Raw genomic sequence first — 16960 nt, 5'->3', positions numbered from 1 at the left:
CATGCTGGAAGAGACGATCGCCGCGATCCGCCCCGCCGACGCTCGCGCGCTCGCCGACGCCCGTGCCCACCAGGACCGCCTCACCAAGCCGCCGGGCTCGCTCGGCGTGCTCGAGGAAGTCGCCGTACGGCTGGCGGGCGCGGCCGGCGTCAGCCCGCCGCCCATGCCCGTGCCCGCGGCGCTGGCCATCTTCGCCGCCGACCACGGCGTCCACGCCCAGGGCGTCTCGCCGTGGCCGCAGGAGGTCACCCAGCAGATGGTCGCCAACTTCGTGGCCGGAGGCGCGGTCGCCAACGCCTTCGCCGCCCAGACGGGCGCCACGGTGACCGTCGTCGACGTGGGCGTGGCCGCCGACCTCGCCCCCGCCCCCGGCCTGATCGTCATGAAGGCCGGGTACGGCACCGCCGACCTGTCCGCCGGTCCCGCCATGAGCGTGCCGCAGGCCGTACAAGCGGTGGAGAGCGGCATCTCGGTGGCCCGCGGCCTGGTCGAGGGCGGCGCCCGCTGCCTGATCACCGGCGACATGGGCATCGCCAACACCACCGCCTCCGCCGCGCTCATCTCCGCCTTCACCGGCAAGGACGCCGCCCTGGTCACCGGGCGCGGCACCGGCATCGACGACGAGACCCACATCCACAAGGTGGCCGTGGTCCGGCGGGCGCTCGCCGTCAACCGGCCCGGCGAGCCCCTCGAGACGCTGGCCGGGGTGGGCGGCTTCGAGCACGCCGCGCTGGCCGGGTTCATCCTGGGCGGGGCGGCGGCCGGGGTGCCGGTCATCCTGGACGGCGTCATCGCCGGCGCCGCCGCCCTCGTCGCGCAGGCGCTGGCCCCCGCCGTGATCGACCACTGCGTCGCCGGGCACCGCTCGGCCGAGCCCGGGCACGCGGCGGCGCTGGAGCACCTGGGGCTGCGGCCGCTGGTGGACCTGGAGCTGCGCCTGGGCGAGGGGACGGGCGGGCTGCTGGCCCACCCGCTGGTCTGCGCCGCGGTCCGGGTCATGCACGACGTCGCGACCTTCGACTCGGCCGGGGTCACGGAGAAGACCGGCTGACATCGTCGGGGATGATGGGTTCGTGACTCGTTATGGAGCGATGTTCGGACCTGACATCACCTTTCTCGGCGTCGAACGGTGTGACGTGCTCGACCCGGCCACTTACGCGGGCGCGGACGTGGTCATCATCGGCGCGCCCTTCGACGGCGGCACCTCCAACCGGCCCGGCGCCCGCTTCGGGCCGATGGCGTTGCGGCAGGCGTGCTACCTGCCGCACGACGGCTCGCGGCCCAGCCTGGCGCTCCGGGTGGACGCGCTGCAGGACCTGAGAGTGCTCGACGCCGGCGACGTCGAGACCTACTCCGGCGACGTGGAGACCTCCCTGGCCAACATCGAGGACGCGGTGCACCGGATCGCGGCCTCGGGGGCGATCCCGCTGATCCTGGGCGGCGACCACACGGTGGCGCTGCCCGACGCCCGGGGCACCGCGCGGGCCCACGAGCCCGGCCGTACCTCGATGATCCACTTCGACGCCCACGCCGACACGGGCAACATCGAGTTCGGCCACCTGTACGGGCACGGGCAGCCGATGCGCCGCCTCATCGAGTCCGGGGCGATCAGGGGAGACCGGTTCCTGCAGGTCGGGCTGCGCGGCTACTGGCCCGGCCCCGAGACCCTGGAGTGGATGGCCGAGCAGAACATGCGCTCCTACGAGATGACCGAGATCGTCACCAGGGGCCTCGACGAGTGCCTCACCGAGGCGTTCACGATCGCCCTGGACGAATGCGACCAGATCTTCCTGTCCGTGGACATCGACGTCTGCGACCCCGGTCACGCCCCTGGCACCGGCACCCCGGAGCCGGGCGGTCTGTCGGCCAGGCAGCTGCTCGACGCGGTCCGGCGCATCTGCTACGAGCTGCCGGTGGCCGGGATGGAAGTGGTCGAGGTGGCGCCGCCGTACGATCACTCGGACATCACTGCGTACCTGGGTAACAGGGTTATCCTGGAGGCTCTGTCAGCGATCGCCAGGCGCCGCAAGGACGACGCCGGCGGGCCGCGCTGGGATCCGCGCCAGCCACTACTTGACGGCCGCTAGTTCCACATCGCCAATCTTCCGTTAGGTTTACCTCCTAACACACCAACCTTCGCGAACGGGAGATTCGCCCCATGGGCCCCTACCTCCTCGGCCTGCGGCTCTCCGGCCGCCGGGTCCTCGTCGTCGGCGGCGGCCGTGTCGCCCAGCGACGGGTTCCCGCCCTGCTCGAGGCCGGTGCGGCGGTCACGGTGGTGTCGACCTCCGTCACCCCGGCGCTGGACGACCTGATCGCCGCGGGCCGCATTACGTGGCACGCCAGGCCGTACCAAGTGGGCGACTGCGACGGCGCGTGGCTCGTCCAGGCGTGCACCGACGACCGCGCGGTCAACACCGCCGTGGCCGCCGAGGCGGAGGCCAAGCGCATCTGGTGCGTGCGCGCCGACGACAAGGACGCCTCGGCCGCCTGGACCCCCGCCTCAGGCAGGGTCGACGAGATCAGCGTCGCCGTCACCGCGGGCGGCGACCCCCGCCGGGCCGCGGGCATCCGCGACGCCGTGATCGGCGCGCTGCGCGACGGCACCGTCGACGCCCGCCGCAACCGCGCCAAACCCGTCGGCGTCGCGCTCGTCGGCGGCGGGCCAGGCGACCCGGGGCTCATCACCGTGCGCGGGCGCCAGCTCCTGGCCCAGGCCGACGTCGTGGTCGCCGACCGGCTCGCGCCCCGCGCACTGCTCGACGAGCTCGCCCCCGACGTCGAGCTGATCGACGCCGCCAAGGTCCCCTACGGGCGGTCGCTGGCCCAGGAGGCCATCAACGACGTGCTGATCGACCGGGCCAGACAGGGCAGGTTCGTGGTCCGGCTCAAGGGCGGCGACCCGTTCGTGTTCGGCCGGGGCGGCGAGGAGATGCTCGCCTGCGCCCAGGCCGGGATCCCCGTCCTGGTGGTGCCCGGAATCACCAGCCCGGTCGCCGTGCCCGCCGCGGCGGGGGTGCCGGTGACCCATCGGGGAGTCAGCCAGGAATTCCACGTCATCTCGGTGCACGTGGCGCCGGACGATCCGCGCTCCACGGTCGACTGGCCCGGCATGGCGCGCTCCCAGGGCACGCTGGTGCTCATGATGGCCGTCGAACGGCTGGCCAAGGTAGCCGAGACACTCGTGCGAGACGGACGTTCGGCGGACACTCCCGTAATGGTGGTACAGGACGGTACTCTTCCCACGCAGCGGGCGGTCACCGCCACGCTTGCCACCGTGGCCGACCGCGTCGCAGCGGCCGGGATACGGCCGCCGGCGATCGTCATCGTCGGCGACGTCGTGAAGGTCGGCCAGGAGGTCGAGATGGTTCGATCGGAGCGGGTTCCGTGAACGCCATGGGTGACGGGCACCAGGAGAGCGCCGGGGAGCGGACGCTGTTCATGCCGCCGATCAGGGAGCCGCGAGAGGTACGGCGGGGCGGCGAGGGCGTGGCCGAGCCGCCTGAGGCCGCTGAGCCGGAGGAGGTCCTGGCGGGCGACTCGGGCGACTTGGGCGACTCAGGCGACTTGGGCGACTTGGGCGACTTGGGCGACGACGATGCCGCCGAGGTGAGCGAAGGCGCGCTTGCCGACGACTCCGATGCCGCTGTCGACGACTCCGCTGTCGACGACTCCGCTGTCGACGAGGACGCTCCCGACGAGGACGCGGTCGCTGAGGACGCGCTTGCCGAAGAGGACGCGCCTGCCGAGGATGATGCCGCTTCCGGGGACGCGCCTGCCGGGGATGAGCAGGACGCGGCGGAAGCCGTACCCCAGGAGGAGGAGCCGGGCGCGGACGGCGAGGAGCCCGCGGGAGCCGTGCGGGTGGAGGAACTGCCCGCCGAGGCGGCCGAGCAGCTCACGGCGGCGCTCGACGCGCTGCGGCTCAGCGTGGCCGACCTGCGGTTCGGGCTCGAGCTGCCCGGGGCGGCCGAGGCCCGGCAGACGCGGGCGGAGCTGCTCGCCCAGCTTCAGGACTACGTGCTGCCCAGGGTGCGCACCAGCACGGCCCCGGCGCTGATCGTGATCGCCGGATCCACCGGTGCCGGCAAGTCCACGCTGGTCAACAGCCTGGCCGAGCGCAACATCAGCAGGACCGGGGTGCGGCGGCCCACGACCGGGACTCCGGTGCTGGCCTGTCACCCGGACGACCTGACCTGGTTCAGCTCGGGAGAGCTGCTCGGCGGGCTGCGGCGGCTGGACAAACCGTCCCCGGAGGCGGGGCTCGACAGCCTGGTCGTGGTGCCCACCGAGAAGCTGCCCCAGGGTGTGGCGCTGCTCGACACCCCCGACATCGACTCCGTGGTCGAGGAGCACCACGAGGTCGCCCATCGGATGCTCGACGCCGCCGACCTGTGGATCTTCGTCACGACCGCCGCCCGGTACGCCGACGCGCCCGCCTGGAAGCTGCTGCGCCTGGCCAAGGAGCGCGGCGCGCGGCTGGGGATCGTGCTCTCCCGGGTGCAGCCGCGGGCGCGCGAGGTGGTGCTGAAGCACTTCGTCCGGATGCTCACCGAGTATGGCCTGGGCGAGGCCGACCGGTTCGTGGTCAACGAGGCGAAGGTCACCGACGGGAGACTGCCCGACAGCGAGGTCACCGACCTGCGGCTGTGGCTGGCCGAGCTCTCCGTCGACGAGGAACGGCGGGCGCAGGCGGTCCGCGAGACGCTCACCGGCGTGCTCGACAGCTTCCGCACCCGGGTTCCCGAGCTGGCCAGGCAGCTGGAGGAGCAGGTCGCCTTCCGCAACGAGCTGCGTGCCGACATCGAGGCCGCCTACGTCAGCGCCCTGTCGGACATCGACCGGGCCACCAAGAACGGCTCGCTCGTCAACGGCGAGGTGCTGGCGCGCTGGCAGGACTTCACCGGCTCCGGCGAGCTGACCCGCGCCCTGCAGGTGCGCAGGCGCGGCAAGGCGGCCAAGGAGACGCCCGAGCGCATCCAGGCGTTCAGGACCGCGATCCGCACCGGGCTGGAGGCGTTGATCGCCGCCGCGGCCAACCGCGCCGCGGAGGAGGTCGTGGCCCGCTGGCGGCACCGCGCCGAACTGGGCGGCACGCTCGGCGCCGGGCTCGAACGCGCCTCCGACGAGCTGACGCGGCGTGCCAACCGGGCCGTCGTCGCCTGGCAGGAACACGTCACCGAGCTGGTCCGCACCGAAGGCGTGGCCAAACGCTCGATCTCCAAGCTCGTCTCCTTCGACGCCGACTCCCTGGCGTTGATCTTCATGGTCGCCATGTTCAGCGGCGGCAGCGTCGAAGGCGTGCCGCACAAGCTGGTCAACGCCCTGCTCGGCGCCGAGTCGCTGCGCGGCATCGGCGCCAAGGCGCTCAGCGACCTGCGGGCCAGGATCGGCGTGCTGTTCGACGAGGAATCCCTGCGTTACGCACAGGCGCTCGACTCGGCGGGCGTCCCGGACGAGAGCGCCGCCACCCGGCTCTACCAGGCGACGTACAACCTCGAGGTCGCTAGATGACGGTTCTGACCACTGCCGGCAAGCCGGGCCTCGGCCCGCGGCTGAACGCCCTGTCCAAGATCGTGGAGCTCGGCCCCGGGCGGCTCGACGACAAGCTGCTCACCGACGCAGGAGCCCTGCTGATCCGGGCGGGCGACCGGCTCAAGCTGTCGTCGGAGCACACCGTGGTCGCGCTGGCCGGTGGCACGGGCAGCGGCAAGTCCTCGCTGTTCAACGCCGTGTCCGGGCTGGAGCTGTCGCCCACCGGCGTACGCCGGCCCACCACCGCGCGCACCCACGCCTGCGTGTGGGGCCTCGACGGCGCCGCGCCGCTGCTCGACTGGCTGCAGGTGCAGTGGCGCCACCGCTTCGCCAGGGCCAGCGCCCTGGACAAGGGCGAAAGCCGCCTGCACGGGCTCATCCTGCTCGACCTGCCCGACCACGACTCGATCCGGGCGCTGACCGACAACGAGGCCGACCGGCTCATCGGGGTGGCCGACCTGGTCGTGTGGGTGCTGGACCCGCAGAAGTACGCCGACGCCTCCACCCACCGCCGCTACGTCACCGAGCTGGCCGGGCACGAGGCCGTCACCGTCTTCGCGCTCAACCAGGCCGACAAGCTCGCCCCCGAGGAGCTCGCCGAACTGGTCATCGACCTCAACGACCTGCTCAAGCGCGAAGGCGTCGCGCAGCCGACCGTGGTACCCACCTCGGCCGTGTCCGGGCGTGGCATCGACAGCCTGAAGAGCGTGATCGCCGACGCCGTCTCCCGGCGGCGGGCGGCCATCCAGCGGCTCGACGCCGACCTGGACCGGCTGGTCCGGCGGCTGGCTGAGGCCGCCCCGGTAGGGGAGGCGCCCGCCGCGATCGACGCCGCGCGCCGGGTGGGGCTGACGGACGCGCTCTGCGACGCCGTGGGCGTGCCCGCGCTGGGCGAGGCCATGGAGAACGTCTACGCCGAGCGTTCCGGCCGGTGGGTCGGCTGGCCGTACCCCCGATGGATCGCGAAATTCCGGCCGGACCCGCTCAAGAGCCTCAAGCTGGACGACGTCGAGGTCGCCACCGGACAGGTCAGCGCCCAGCCCGCCGAGGTGGTCAACGCCGTGCAGGCGCTGGCCGACGGGTTGTCGGGCGGGATGACCGACGTGTGGCGGGCCGGGCTGAACCAGGCCGCGCGGTCCCGGTCCGGGCAGTTGCCCAGGGCGCTGACCGAGGAACTGACCGAGATCGCGCCGCAGCTCGACCGGGTGCCCGGGTGGTGGCGGGCGTTGAAGGCGTGGCAGTACGTCCTGGTGGCGGCCTTCGTCCTCGGTCTGGTGTGGCTGGGGGTGGGGCTGGCCTTTGGGAGCCGGTTGCCCAGTGCGCTGGCTGTGGTGGGGGATACGGCTGCTTTGCCGTGGGTTGGGGTGATGATGGCGTCCGTGCTGGGGCTGGGGGCGCTGTCGGCTGTCGCGTCCAGGAACTTCGTCGTGCTGGGGGCCTCGCGGGAGCGCGAACGGCTGGAGCGGGAGATGCGGCGGCGCGTGGGGGCGGTGGCCGAGAGCATGGTGGTGGAGCCGGTGGAGAAGGAGCTGGGGCGGCACAACGAGTTCGTCACGGCCATGCGGGGGCTCACGGGCTGACCGGGCGTTCTTGGTACGGCGCGGCGGTGTTTTCCACAGGCGCGATTGCCGCTGTCCCGCCTGTCCCCAGAATCGCGTTCGGCGGCATTGACCCCACCCGCTTCACGAGACCGTGTCTCCCGTCCGCGGGCAGCCCGCCCGCCGCATGGGAGGCAACCGATGAACGACATCTACATCACGCTCACCGGCAACGTGGCATCCGAGCCACGTCAGTACACCTTTGAAGACGGTGTCCGGGTGACCTCGCTGCGCGTGCTGACCAGTCACCGGTACTTCGACAAGAAGACCGGGCAGTGGACCGACGGGGAGAAGGTCTGCTTCGCCGTACGATGCTGGCGCACGCTGGCCGACAACGTGGCGCAGTCGATCAGGGTGGGGCACCCGGTGGTGGTCTCGGGCAAGCTCCGCATCCGGGAGTTCGGCCCGGAGTCGGACCGGCGTTTCATGGCCGAGGTGGAGGCGTCCTCGGTCGGGCACGATCTGCGCTGGGGCACCGGGGTGTTCACCAAGCCCGAGCGCGGCACGTCGATCGTGAGCAGGGAGCGGCGTGACCGGCTCGACGAGGAGACCCAGGACTGGGCGATGGGTTCCGGCCGGCCCGCCCTGGCCCACCTGGGTGAGGCGCTGCCCGAACTCGCCCCGCCCGCGTGGGAGACCGTGATGGCCGAGCCGAGCGTGCGGCCGGCGGAGACACCCGCGCTGACCGGCGCAGACGCCCACCCGGCCAGGGCCGGCGAGGCCAGCGCCCACGAAGTCATCCCGGGCGAGGCCAGGGCCGGCGAGGTCGGCGCTGGCGAACTGGGCAAGGGCGAGGCGACGCAGGAGGGCCGGGCGCGACGGCGGGGACGGCGGGAGGAGCCGGCTGCCGCGGCGACGGCGAAGGGAGACCCGCTGGTCAACGTGCTGGGCACGGCGGGCGACGGCCCAGGCGAGTCCGCGAGGGAACGGCTGGCCGCCTGAGCTGCGGCGGGCGGGATTAGGAGGGGGCACCGGCCGTACACGATCGGTGCCCCGAGCCTGGCGAGCTCGGACACCGGGAGAACCGGCCGATGGTGTTGCCCGTGTCAGATGTCGAGAGCATCTGTCAGGTCCAGGTCACGCCCCGCACCATGGCTGCTCCTTTCCCGCACGGCCCGCTCGCGGAGTGAGCGGTATCCCATTCGCTGACCACATGACGGACGTGGCCACCGTGCCAAAGGTAGCGGTTCCCGTCGCGCAACGCACACTCCGCAACTATTGTGTTACACATCGTTAGTTCTGAGAGGAGACGGGATGGCGGCGACCAGTCACACCTCGGTCAAGTCTCGCGACGGTGTGTCAACACTGGCCGGTCGCTGGCCGCTGCTCGGGCAGCGCCGCGCCCTCATGGTCTATCTCATAGGGATCGTAATCCTCGACGTAGCAGCGATTGCGGTCTTTACGACATCTGCCGAAATTCGCTTGTCAGATTTGCTGACTTTCGGGGCGTTGATGGCCTGTGGTGCGGTCTGCATCGAAGCGACCAGGCGATTGGGCATGCCGGCAGGGGTCTCCCGCGACCTCCTGTCGGCATGGTGGCTGCCCGTGGCTTTGCTGCTGCCGCCGGTCTATGCCCTTTTCGCCCCGATTTTGCTGCAGGTCCTGCTGCAGTGGCGCGTCCGGGCGACGGTCCTCTACCGCCGCGTCTTCAGCTCCGCCGCGATCGGCCTGGCCGGTTGCACCGCCTCGGTGGTCTTCCACCGCCTGGTCCCCGACACCGCCGTCCTGTCCAAGGGCGGCGCCCCGCCCATCCTGTACGCAGTGGCCTGCGCCACCCTGTTCGCCCTGCTCAACACGGCCCTGATCGCCCTGGCCGCCCACACCGCCGACCCCGACACCCGCTGGCGCGACGTCCTGTGGGACCGGGAGTCGGTCCTGCTGGACGTGGTCGAACTCTGCCTGGGCGTCCTGGTGGCCATAGCCTGCGGCCTGAACCTGTCATTGCTGGTCCTGGCCCTCCCTCCGGTGGTCCTGCTCCAGCGCAGCCTCCTGCACGCCCAACTCCAGGCCGCCGCCCGCACCGACCCCAAGACCGGCCTCCTGAACGCCGCGGCCTGGCAACGAGAGGCCGACACCGAGATCGTCCGAGCCCGCAGAACCGGCGAAACGCTGGCCCTGCTCATCATCGACATCGACCACTTCAAGCGCGTCAACGACACCCACGGCCACCTGGTGGGCGACCAGGTCCTGGTAGGCGTGGCCGCCACACTGCGCAGCCAGCTCCGCGACTACGACGTGGTCGGCCGCTTCGGCGGCGAGGAATTCGTCGTCCTCCTCCCGAGGGCCGACATCTCAGAGGCCCGCCGCGTCGCGGAACGCCTCCGCCACAGAATCGGCCGCATGGCCATCCCGGCCGACGACGCCATGATCACGGTAACGATCTCGGCGGGCGTGGCCATCATGAGCATCCACGGCGACGACCTGATCGAACTCCTGGCCGCCGCCGACCTGGCCCTGTACCGAGCCAAGGAACTGGGCCGCGACCGCATCTGCATCCCAGCCGTCCAACCACCCCCACCCACACCCCCCACAGACCCACCACCCCTCCCTCCGGCCACCTAACCCAAGGCAAGACCCTCACGCGGGCCGCGCTGCACACGGTGAGGCCCCTAAGGGCAAGGTCCTCACGTGGGGGCGCGCTGCGCGCGGGGGCGTTCGGGCTGCGTGGTGCGGGGGCCAAGCCCCCGCGGCCCCCGCCAGGGGCCTTCCGGCCCCCGGACCCCCGAGCGTGGGCCGGCGCGGCTTGTGCCTGGGCTGGACAGTGCCGGGATGACCAGGCTGTCGTGATTGGGGGGCCCGGCGCCTGGGTTGAGGCGCTTGGATCTCCGAGTCTCGGAGGAAAGCCCAAAGAAGTGGGATGTCGATGAGTTCGGGATCTGGATCGAAGTTCGTGACGTGATCACTCATGGTGATCGAGTCACCGGCGTGGCAGGGTGCCTGCTTGGGCTTCGACGCAATGCGAGATCCTAGGCCGACCGTGCATTGAGCTCGGTCAACGTGGCCATGGGAGCGTGCGTAGTGTGAGCACAAGCGATGGCGTCGTGCCCGGTCGGCGGGTCCGTTCAGCGCCGCTGGTCTTCGTTGCGGGAGCCGCTGTGGGCCTGCTCGGCGGGATGATCGGCCTGGGCGGTGCGGAGTTCCGGCTGCCACTCCTCGTCGGCCTGTTCGGGTTCGCCGCGCTGGCCGCGGTCATCTTGAACAAGGCGATGAGCCTGGTCGTGGTCCTGGCCGCGCTGCCCGCCCGGCTGGCTGCCGTTCCCCTTGCGGATTTGGCCGCTCACTGGCCGGTCGCGGTCAACCTGCTCGCCGGAAGCCTGCTGGGTGCCTGGGCCGGGGCGTCCTGGGCGGTGCGGATGCGCAGTGCCACCCTCTACAAGGTGCTGGCCGCCTTGATGGTGCTCATGGCCGCCGCCTTGGTACTCACCCACACCGCCACGATCGGGTCGCCGGCGCCGCCCGGCCCCGTTCAGGCAGTGGCTGGGGTCGTGGCCGGATTCGGGATCGGTGTCGTCGCGGCCATCATGGGCGTGGCCGGCGGGGAGTTGCTGATCCCGACGATCGTGCTGCTTTACGCGGTGGACATCAAGATCGCGGGCAGTTTGTCGCTGTTGGTGTCGTTGCCCACGATGCTGGTGGCCTTCGCCCGCTACAGCCGCGACGGCAGCTTCGCTGTCTTGGGTGCCCACCTCCGCTTCGTCGCGGTCATGACCGCAGGGTCGGTTGCCGGCGCCCTACTCGGCGGTCTGCTGCTCGGCGTGATCCCCGACCTCGTCCTGATCCCCGCTCTTGCGCTCGTGCTGCTGATCTCGGCGGTCAAGTTGGCTCGGCACGCCGCGCCCAGCCCGTGATCGTTGGTCCGGTCGTCTGGGGTGTGATCGCGATTCTGTAGCTCGGCCTGTGGGCGAACGGCCGCATCGCCATCATCGGTTCACTCCAGAACCGATCATCACGAGCGGCCGCGAGGCATTGTGCGGCAGGTCCCGACAGGTGAGGAACCCTGCTGCGTCAACCTGCTTGTCCACCAGGTGCATGCCCAGACGATCGAGCCAGAGCGCAGCCCGGACCTGCGCCGGGAAGGCGGCATGCCGGCGGTGTGCCACCCCGTCCGGGCGCCGGCATGGCCGCTACCGACGGCGTCTCCCGGCTGTCTGATCGCGATGCGACGCGCCGGCCGATGACCACGCCTGGTTCCGTGACGGCGTCCGTCAGCGGAAGGCGGCGGCGTGATGCCGGGCCCAGGTGGCGAAGGTGCGCGGTTCGCGGCCGAGCACCTGCTCAACGGCTGGGCTGATCTGCTGCTCGGCGGAGGTCGGCGCGCCGGAGACGGCGAGCGTGGTCTCCACCGCCCATGCGGGCATGAACCGCAGCATCTGCGCGCGGGCCTCCTCGAGGGACTGCTCGACGAACTGGACGGGCTCGCCGAGTGCGTCGGCGATCGCGTTGGCGCGCTGCCGCGGCGTGGTGAGCGCCGGCCCGGTCAGCACGTAGGTCTGCCCGCGGTGACCGTCCTCGAGCAGGGCCGTGGCCGCCACGTCGGCGATGTCGGCGGGATCGACCGTCGGCAGGCCGACGTCACCGAACGGCGCGATGACCGTCCGGCTGGTACGGATCGATTCGGCCCAGGCGTAGGCGTTGGAGTTGAAGCCGCCTGGCCGCAGGATCGTCCAATCGAGGCCCGACTGCCGCACGGCGTCCTCGATCGACCGGACCAGGACGCCGTGGGAGTGGGAGTCCGGCCGGGTGCCCACTCCTTGCGAGGACAGCAACACCACCTTGCTCACACCCGCGGCCGCTGCCAGATCGAGCACGGCCCGCGGCTGCAACGCCTCGGCGCTGGCGGCGCCGTCGTGGAGGAACAGCGCCGTGGCGCCGTCGAAGGCGGGCCGCAGACCCTCGGGGGCGGTCAGATCCGCTGCCACGATGCGTACGCCCTCGGGCACGTCCTCTTCCCCGATCCGGCGTGACACGGCCGTCACCTTCTCACCGGCTGCGGTGAGGGCCTGGACAAGCGGCCGGCCGACGTTCCCCGTCGCTCCTGTGATCACGATCATTGGGGTGCTCCTTTGTCAGGTCATCGAATCCACGGCGCTGGCGGCCGGGACAGCGTGACGCTAACACCGCCGGTATAGTAGGTACCTAGGAGAAAGTGACTACCCTGGAGGGATGCGTATGGCGGCCAAGCCGGCCTGGGCGACGCGTACGTCCGTCGATCCCGAGAGCGCCTGCCCTATCGGCCCGGTCGTGGACATCGTGTTCAGCCGGTGGACCACGCCGATCCTGTGGAGCCTGAACGAGCACGGCCGGCAGCGCTTCGTGGAGCTGGAGCGGCGGATCTCCACGATCACGCCGAAGGTGCTGACCCAGCGGCTGCGCCAGCTCGAACGGGACGGCCTGGTGGTGCGCACCTACCACCCCGAGGTCCCGCCCCGGGTGGAGTACGAGATCAGCGAACTGGGCCGCAGCCTCGCCCCGCTGTTCGCGCATCTCGCGGAGTGGGCCGCCGTCAACCTGGAGCAGGTTGAGCGGGCCCGGCACGACTATGACGCCCAACCGGGCCGTTAGCGCACCACGGGATCCCCTCACTGCGCGGACGAGGTTGCCGGTGCACGCAGGGTTGACGCGCGCGGGGAGGCACGTATCTTTCGCTTAGGAAAGTTTCCTAAGCATTCTCTGCGGAGCACGTGCAAACGTCACCAGCACGAGGAGAGGGTATGAGAAGAACCCTGCGCGCCTTAGCGGCGACCGCGTTCGCGGTGGGAGCCATCACCGCCGGGTCGGGCGTGCTGAGCCCGGCGTCGGCGGCGGCCGGTGACTGTGAGTACAGCATCGGCCAGAACTCGTTCTCCGCCCGATGCGCGACGAGCGGCCCCGCCTACCAGTTCCAGGCGTGGGTCCAGTGCGTCAACGGGCGCAGGGACGGCGGCTGGGTGACGACCAACAGCGGCCAGTGGAGCATAGCCAGCTGCGGACCATGGTGGATCGACCGCCTGAGCTACGGCCTGGACAAGCGTCCGCTCCCCTGACGCGGGTACGGCGGTGCCGCCACGACAGGCGGTACCGCCCGGGCAGCAGACCCCCTACCTGTGCAGCCAGGTGAGGAGGTCCGCCGGTGCGAGTGCGGCGGCGCGAGCGTGGTAGCGGGCCCATTCCTCCTCGGTGAGCGACTCGCGGCCCGCGCCGGAACGCCCGGTTCTGAAGAACGCGGCGCGGTCCTTGAACGACACCCGAGGCGCGAGCCGGTCGGCGTCTTCGCGCATCGAGGTGAAGGTCGACTTCCGTACCAGCTCCGGCCACCAACCCTCCGGGATCCGAATCCCGAGCTTGTCGGCGAGACGCCGCATCTGTCCCTCGAGATCGGCCGACAGGTCGGCGTAGTGCACGAGGACGACAGGCGGCTCCTCCCGCCGGAGCCAAGCCTGCGTGAGATGGGACAGCACACCTTGGAGGGATTCCGGCTGACCGGCCGGGTCCGCGACCTGCTCGTCGATCCACGACACCAGCCAGGCGCGCAGCGCAGGCAGCTTCAGCCGCTTCCGGGCCAGGTTGTCCATGTGGTGGTAGAGGGAGACGGCGGCGTCGAGGGGATGCCGTGCGCCGACGATGTAGGTGACGCCCTCGCGCACCGGGAGCGCGTCCAGCGGCAGGTGGGCCTTGATGATCCGGCGATGCCGCTGAGCCGCCAACCGGGCGCGCACGTCCTCCTGGGGGATGAGCGGGGTGTCCAGCCACGGCGAGACGTCGGCGAGCGGCGCGGGCAGCTCGCCGGGGGCGAAGACGAGCAGCGCGCAGATCTGCTGGAGCCAGGTCGTCCCGCATTTCGCGGGCGGGCTGATGACGATGTCGTCCGGGCGCGTCTCGAAATCCAGCCAGCACGTGCGGTCGTCGCGTGCCGGTGACGGTGTCATGTGATCGACGGTAGGCGGTTCCTGGGCGCCGGCCTACTCGCAATGGGTGAGCAGGTTCTTCTCGATGTCGCCGATCTGCTTGTCGAGCGCCGCCGTGCTCTTGCCGGCCATGGCGAGTTTGATGGCCTTCTCGCTGAGGTCGTAGCCCTTCGACAGGGCGGCTGACAGGCTGCGGGAGGCGGTGAGGCTGCTCAGGATGGACAGGCGTTCTCCTCTGCGGGAGAAGGCGCCGCCCACGTCACCCGCGGGCCCGGAGTCCGACGTCCGCTCGGCCGCGATCCAGTTGGTGTAGGTGAGGCAGACGTACCTGGCGTTCCGGTCTCCGGCTGCGGCGCCGGCGGATCCGCCGGCGGCGAGGAACAGGCCACCGGCCACGGCCAGGGCACCTGCTACGAGCATGCTCTTGATCACGGCTCGACGCTAAGGACTCGATCTTGACAGCGGATCGATAAGGCATGGACGCCCCGACCTCGGCCGACTCCCCAGGGGCATAATGCGGGAGTTATCCCCATGTGAGATGGGACCAGATGCCCCAGGTGCGCGGATAGTACTTGCACGTCCCATAGCGCACCCCCGGAGGTCACCCCATGCGCGCCACCGGCGCCTTAGCCGCCCTTTCGCTGGCCGGAGCCCTGATCGTCCATCCCGCCCCGGCGAGCGCCGCCGAACCGGGCGCGGCCACCGTGGTTCCCGTGCAGGTCACGGGGGATCCGGGCAAGCGGTTCAACCTGATCCTGCTCGGCGACGGCTACACCCAGGCCGAGCAGGCGGCCTTCAAGAGCGACGTGGACCGGCACCTGAACGTGATGTGGTCCATCGAGCCGTTCAAGAGCTACCGCAACTACATCAACGTGTATCGCGTGGACATCGTCTCGGGGGAGTCGGGGATCAGCTGCGACCCGGATCTCACCTCGCCCAGGAAGAACACGCCGCTGCGGATGGGATTCTGGGGGCAGTGCAACCCGCAGAGCGTGCAGCGCCTGATCACCATGGACAACGCGGCCGCCACCCGGTACGCGAACCTGGTGACCGGCACCACCTCCGGCAACCGGCAGATCCTCGCGCTGGGCAACAGCAAGACGTACGGCGGCGCCGGCGGCTCGTACGCGACGGCCTCCGGCAGCAACGCGATGTCGGCCCTGATCAGCCCGCACGAACTGGGCCACTCCCTGGGCGGGCTGCAGGACGAGTACGACTACTACCAGCGCGGCGTCCCCGGCGGCGCCTACACCGGGCCGGAACCGGCCAGCGCGCACCACACGCTGCTGACCGAGCGGCAGATGCTGGACCAGAGGCGCAAGTGGTGGCGCTGGCTGGGCGAGGAGAGCGAGTCGGGCGGGCCGATCGCGCGGTTCGAGGGCGGGTTGTACGCGTCCACGGGCGTGTGGCGGCCCTCGCGGCACTCGATGATGAAGTCGCTCGGCTACTACTTCGACCAGGTCAGCCGGGAGGTCATGGTCCAGCGGATCACCGCCAAGACCGACGTGATCCAGGGCTCGGCGCCCACTGGCAGCCCTGTGGGCGCCGACCGGGTGCTCTGGGTGGAGCCCATGCGGCCGCCGGCCCACGCGCTCGCGGTCTCCTGGTCCGTGGACGGCGCCGCCGTACCCACCACCGAGGACGCGCTCGACCTGCGCACGCTCAACCTCACCCCCGGACGGCACACCGTCACGGCGACGGTGAGCGATCCGACGGGGTTCGTCCGGGATCCGGCGATCAAGGCCGCGCTCACCCGCAGCAGGACGTGGACCGTGGACACCAGCCTGACCACCCCGCCGGACGGGGTGACGCCGGGCATCGTCTCCTCCAGCCCCACGACCAGGGCGGCCGGGGGGACCGACGTCATGTACGTGCAGACCACGCACCCGGCCAAGCAACTCGTCCCGGTCACCTGGACGCTGGACGGCGTGCGGGCCGGCGACTCGGGCAGCGACTTCGCGCTCAAGGACCTCGCCCCGGGCACCCACACGCTCACGGCCGCCGCCGGCGGCGACACCGTGACCTGGACCGTGGACGCGAGCCCGCCGGCCACCGCGTACGAGCTGTCGGAGCCGCTGGTGCGCGACGGTGACCTCTATCTCTACAACGGGCCGTTCACCATGCGGCTGACCGGCCGCGACGACCGCAACGGCTACATCGTCTCGGAGTCGCGGGTGGACCGGGACGGCTGGTTCAACTACTTCGGCTGGCCCACCTCGGCCGACCTGCCGTGGACGTTCAGCGAGAACGGCACCGTCATCGACCATCTCGTGTACGGCAAGCTGCCGCGCGGGCGGCACACCATCGAGTACCGCTCGATCGACGCCGCGGGGAACCACGGGCAGACCGGCAGCTTCCGGGTGTCCACGACGGCGCCGCCGCCCGCGTGCGATCGCACGGTCACGGGCACGCACCGCGGTCCGCTGGTGGTGAGCTCCGGCGTCACCTGCCTGGAAGCCGCCCGGGTGACCGGCCCGATCTCGGTACGGCAGGGCGCCTCGCTGGTCATGCGCGGCGGCAGCGTGGCCGGGGCGGTGAGCGCCAGGCAGGCCGCGCAGGTGCACCTCCTCAAGGGACGCGTGGACGGGGCCGTGGACATCCGCGACACCGAAGGCGCCCTGGTGATCGCCGGCGCCGAGGTGCGCGGGGCGGTCGTGCTCAGGGGCAACGAGGCGCCCACGCTGGCCGGGAGCACCGTGCGCGGCGCGCTGGCCTGCAGCGGGAACAGCGCGGCCCCGGTCAACCTGGGCGCGGCCAACCGGGTCACCGGCATCGCGGCCGGGCAGTGCGCGGGGGCCGCGACGCCGGACCCGGACGCCGCGAAGGCCGGGGCGGCCCTGGCCGGCGAGCCGGCCGCGCCGTACGAGGCGGTCGGGAACTCGGCGGAGCCGGAGCACGGCGACGACGGGCACCGGCACTGAGCTGTGCGATGGGCGGGCGCCC

At 71.4% G+C, this 16960-nt stretch carries 14 protein-coding genes; 11 read left to right on the top strand and 3 right to left on the bottom strand.

The window, feature by feature from the left end; translation table 11 throughout:
* Nucleotide 1: 1 nt before the first annotated feature.
* From cobT to FVE25_RS39775, 8 genes are all read left to right on the top strand, one after another.
* A complete protein-coding gene (gene cobT / locus FVE25_RS39810) occupies nucleotides 2–1051 on the top strand; it encodes a nicotinate-nucleotide--dimethylbenzimidazole phosphoribosyltransferase (protein ID WP_157252673.1) in 1050 nt (349 codons plus the stop codon).
* Between the two features lie 40 nt (nucleotides 1052–1091).
* Nucleotides 1092–2087, top strand: coding sequence for an agmatinase (speB, locus tag FVE25_RS39805; protein ID WP_219825847.1), 996 nt, complete (start codon nucleotides 1092–1094; stop codon nucleotides 2085–2087).
* 71 nt (nucleotides 2088–2158) lie between these two features.
* Nucleotides 2159–3391 carry a uroporphyrinogen-III C-methyltransferase gene (gene cobA / locus FVE25_RS39800; protein ID WP_157252671.1) on the top strand — a complete coding sequence of 411 codons (1233 nt, stop codon included), beginning with the start codon at nucleotides 2159–2161 and terminating at the stop codon, nucleotides 3389–3391.
* A 5-nt stretch (nucleotides 3392–3396) separates the two neighbouring features.
* Nucleotides 3397–5514, top strand: coding sequence for a P-loop NTPase family protein (locus FVE25_RS39795; protein ID WP_246268171.1), 2118 nt, complete (start codon nucleotides 3397–3399; stop codon nucleotides 5512–5514).
* A complete protein-coding gene (locus tag FVE25_RS39790) occupies nucleotides 5511–7115 on the top strand; it encodes a GTPase (protein ID WP_157252670.1) in 1605 nt (534 codons plus the stop codon). Before FVE25_RS39795 ends, FVE25_RS39790 begins: the two co-directional genes overlap by 4 nt.
* A 159-nt stretch (nucleotides 7116–7274) precedes the next feature.
* Entirely contained in the window at nucleotides 7275–8075 is an 801-nt protein-coding gene (locus FVE25_RS39785) for a single-stranded DNA-binding protein (RefSeq protein WP_157252669.1), read from the top strand.
* Nucleotides 8076–8678: 603 nt separating this feature from the next.
* Complete coding sequence (locus FVE25_RS39780) at nucleotides 8679–9695, top strand: GGDEF domain-containing protein (protein WP_246268169.1); 1017 nt, start codon at nucleotides 8679–8681, stop codon at nucleotides 9693–9695.
* 449 nt (nucleotides 9696–10144) lie between these two features.
* Complete coding sequence (locus tag FVE25_RS39775; protein WP_343046178.1) at nucleotides 10145–10981, top strand: TSUP family transporter; 837 nt, start codon at nucleotides 10145–10147, stop codon at nucleotides 10979–10981.
* A 357-nt stretch (nucleotides 10982–11338) separates the two neighbouring features.
* On the opposite strand, the gene FVE25_RS39770 is transcribed toward FVE25_RS39775, so the two are convergent.
* Nucleotides 11339–12184 (bottom strand): NAD(P)H-binding protein, encoded by an 846-nt coding sequence (locus tag FVE25_RS39770; RefSeq protein ID WP_157252667.1) that lies wholly within the window; start codon nucleotides 12182–12184, stop codon nucleotides 11339–11341.
* 112 nt (nucleotides 12185–12296) lie between these two features.
* Between FVE25_RS39770 and FVE25_RS39765 the strand changes: the two genes are divergently transcribed.
* Together FVE25_RS39765 and FVE25_RS39760 are read left to right on the top strand one after the other, a co-directional pair.
* The gene (locus FVE25_RS39765; protein WP_246268160.1) at nucleotides 12297–12695 is read left to right on the top strand and encodes a winged helix-turn-helix transcriptional regulator; all 399 of its coding nucleotides are present in this window, start codon (nucleotides 12297–12299) and stop codon (nucleotides 12693–12695) included.
* A 149-nt stretch (nucleotides 12696–12844) separates the two neighbouring features.
* Complete coding sequence (locus FVE25_RS39760) at nucleotides 12845–13156, top strand: hypothetical protein (protein WP_157252666.1); 312 nt, start codon at nucleotides 12845–12847, stop codon at nucleotides 13154–13156.
* Between the two features lie 54 nt (nucleotides 13157–13210).
* Here the strand turns inward: FVE25_RS39760 and FVE25_RS39755 are convergent, their stop codons facing one another.
* The gene (locus FVE25_RS39755) at nucleotides 13211–14038 is read right to left on the bottom strand and encodes a sulfotransferase domain-containing protein (RefSeq protein WP_157252665.1); all 828 of its coding nucleotides are present in this window, start codon (nucleotides 14036–14038) and stop codon (nucleotides 13211–13213) included.
* A 33-nt stretch (nucleotides 14039–14071) separates the two neighbouring features.
* Nucleotides 14072–14449 carry a hypothetical protein gene (locus tag FVE25_RS39750; protein ID WP_157252664.1) on the bottom strand — a complete coding sequence of 126 codons (378 nt, stop codon included), beginning with the start codon at nucleotides 14447–14449 and terminating at the stop codon, nucleotides 14072–14074.
* Between the two features lie 176 nt (nucleotides 14450–14625).
* On the opposite strand from FVE25_RS39750, the gene FVE25_RS39745 reads away from it, so the two are divergent.
* Nucleotides 14626–16938: a M64 family metallopeptidase gene (locus FVE25_RS39745; protein ID WP_157252663.1), complete on the top strand. Its 2313-nt coding sequence runs from the start codon at nucleotides 14626–14628 to the stop codon at nucleotides 16936–16938.
* The last annotated feature ends 22 nt before the right edge of the window (nucleotides 16939–16960 follow it).

Origin of the sequence: Nonomuraea typhae (genome assembly GCF_009760925.1) — a bacterium.
Lineage (GTDB): Bacteria > Actinomycetota > Actinomycetes > Streptosporangiales > Streptosporangiaceae > Nonomuraea > Nonomuraea typhae.
This window is presented reverse-complemented; position numbering and strand designations above follow the sequence as displayed.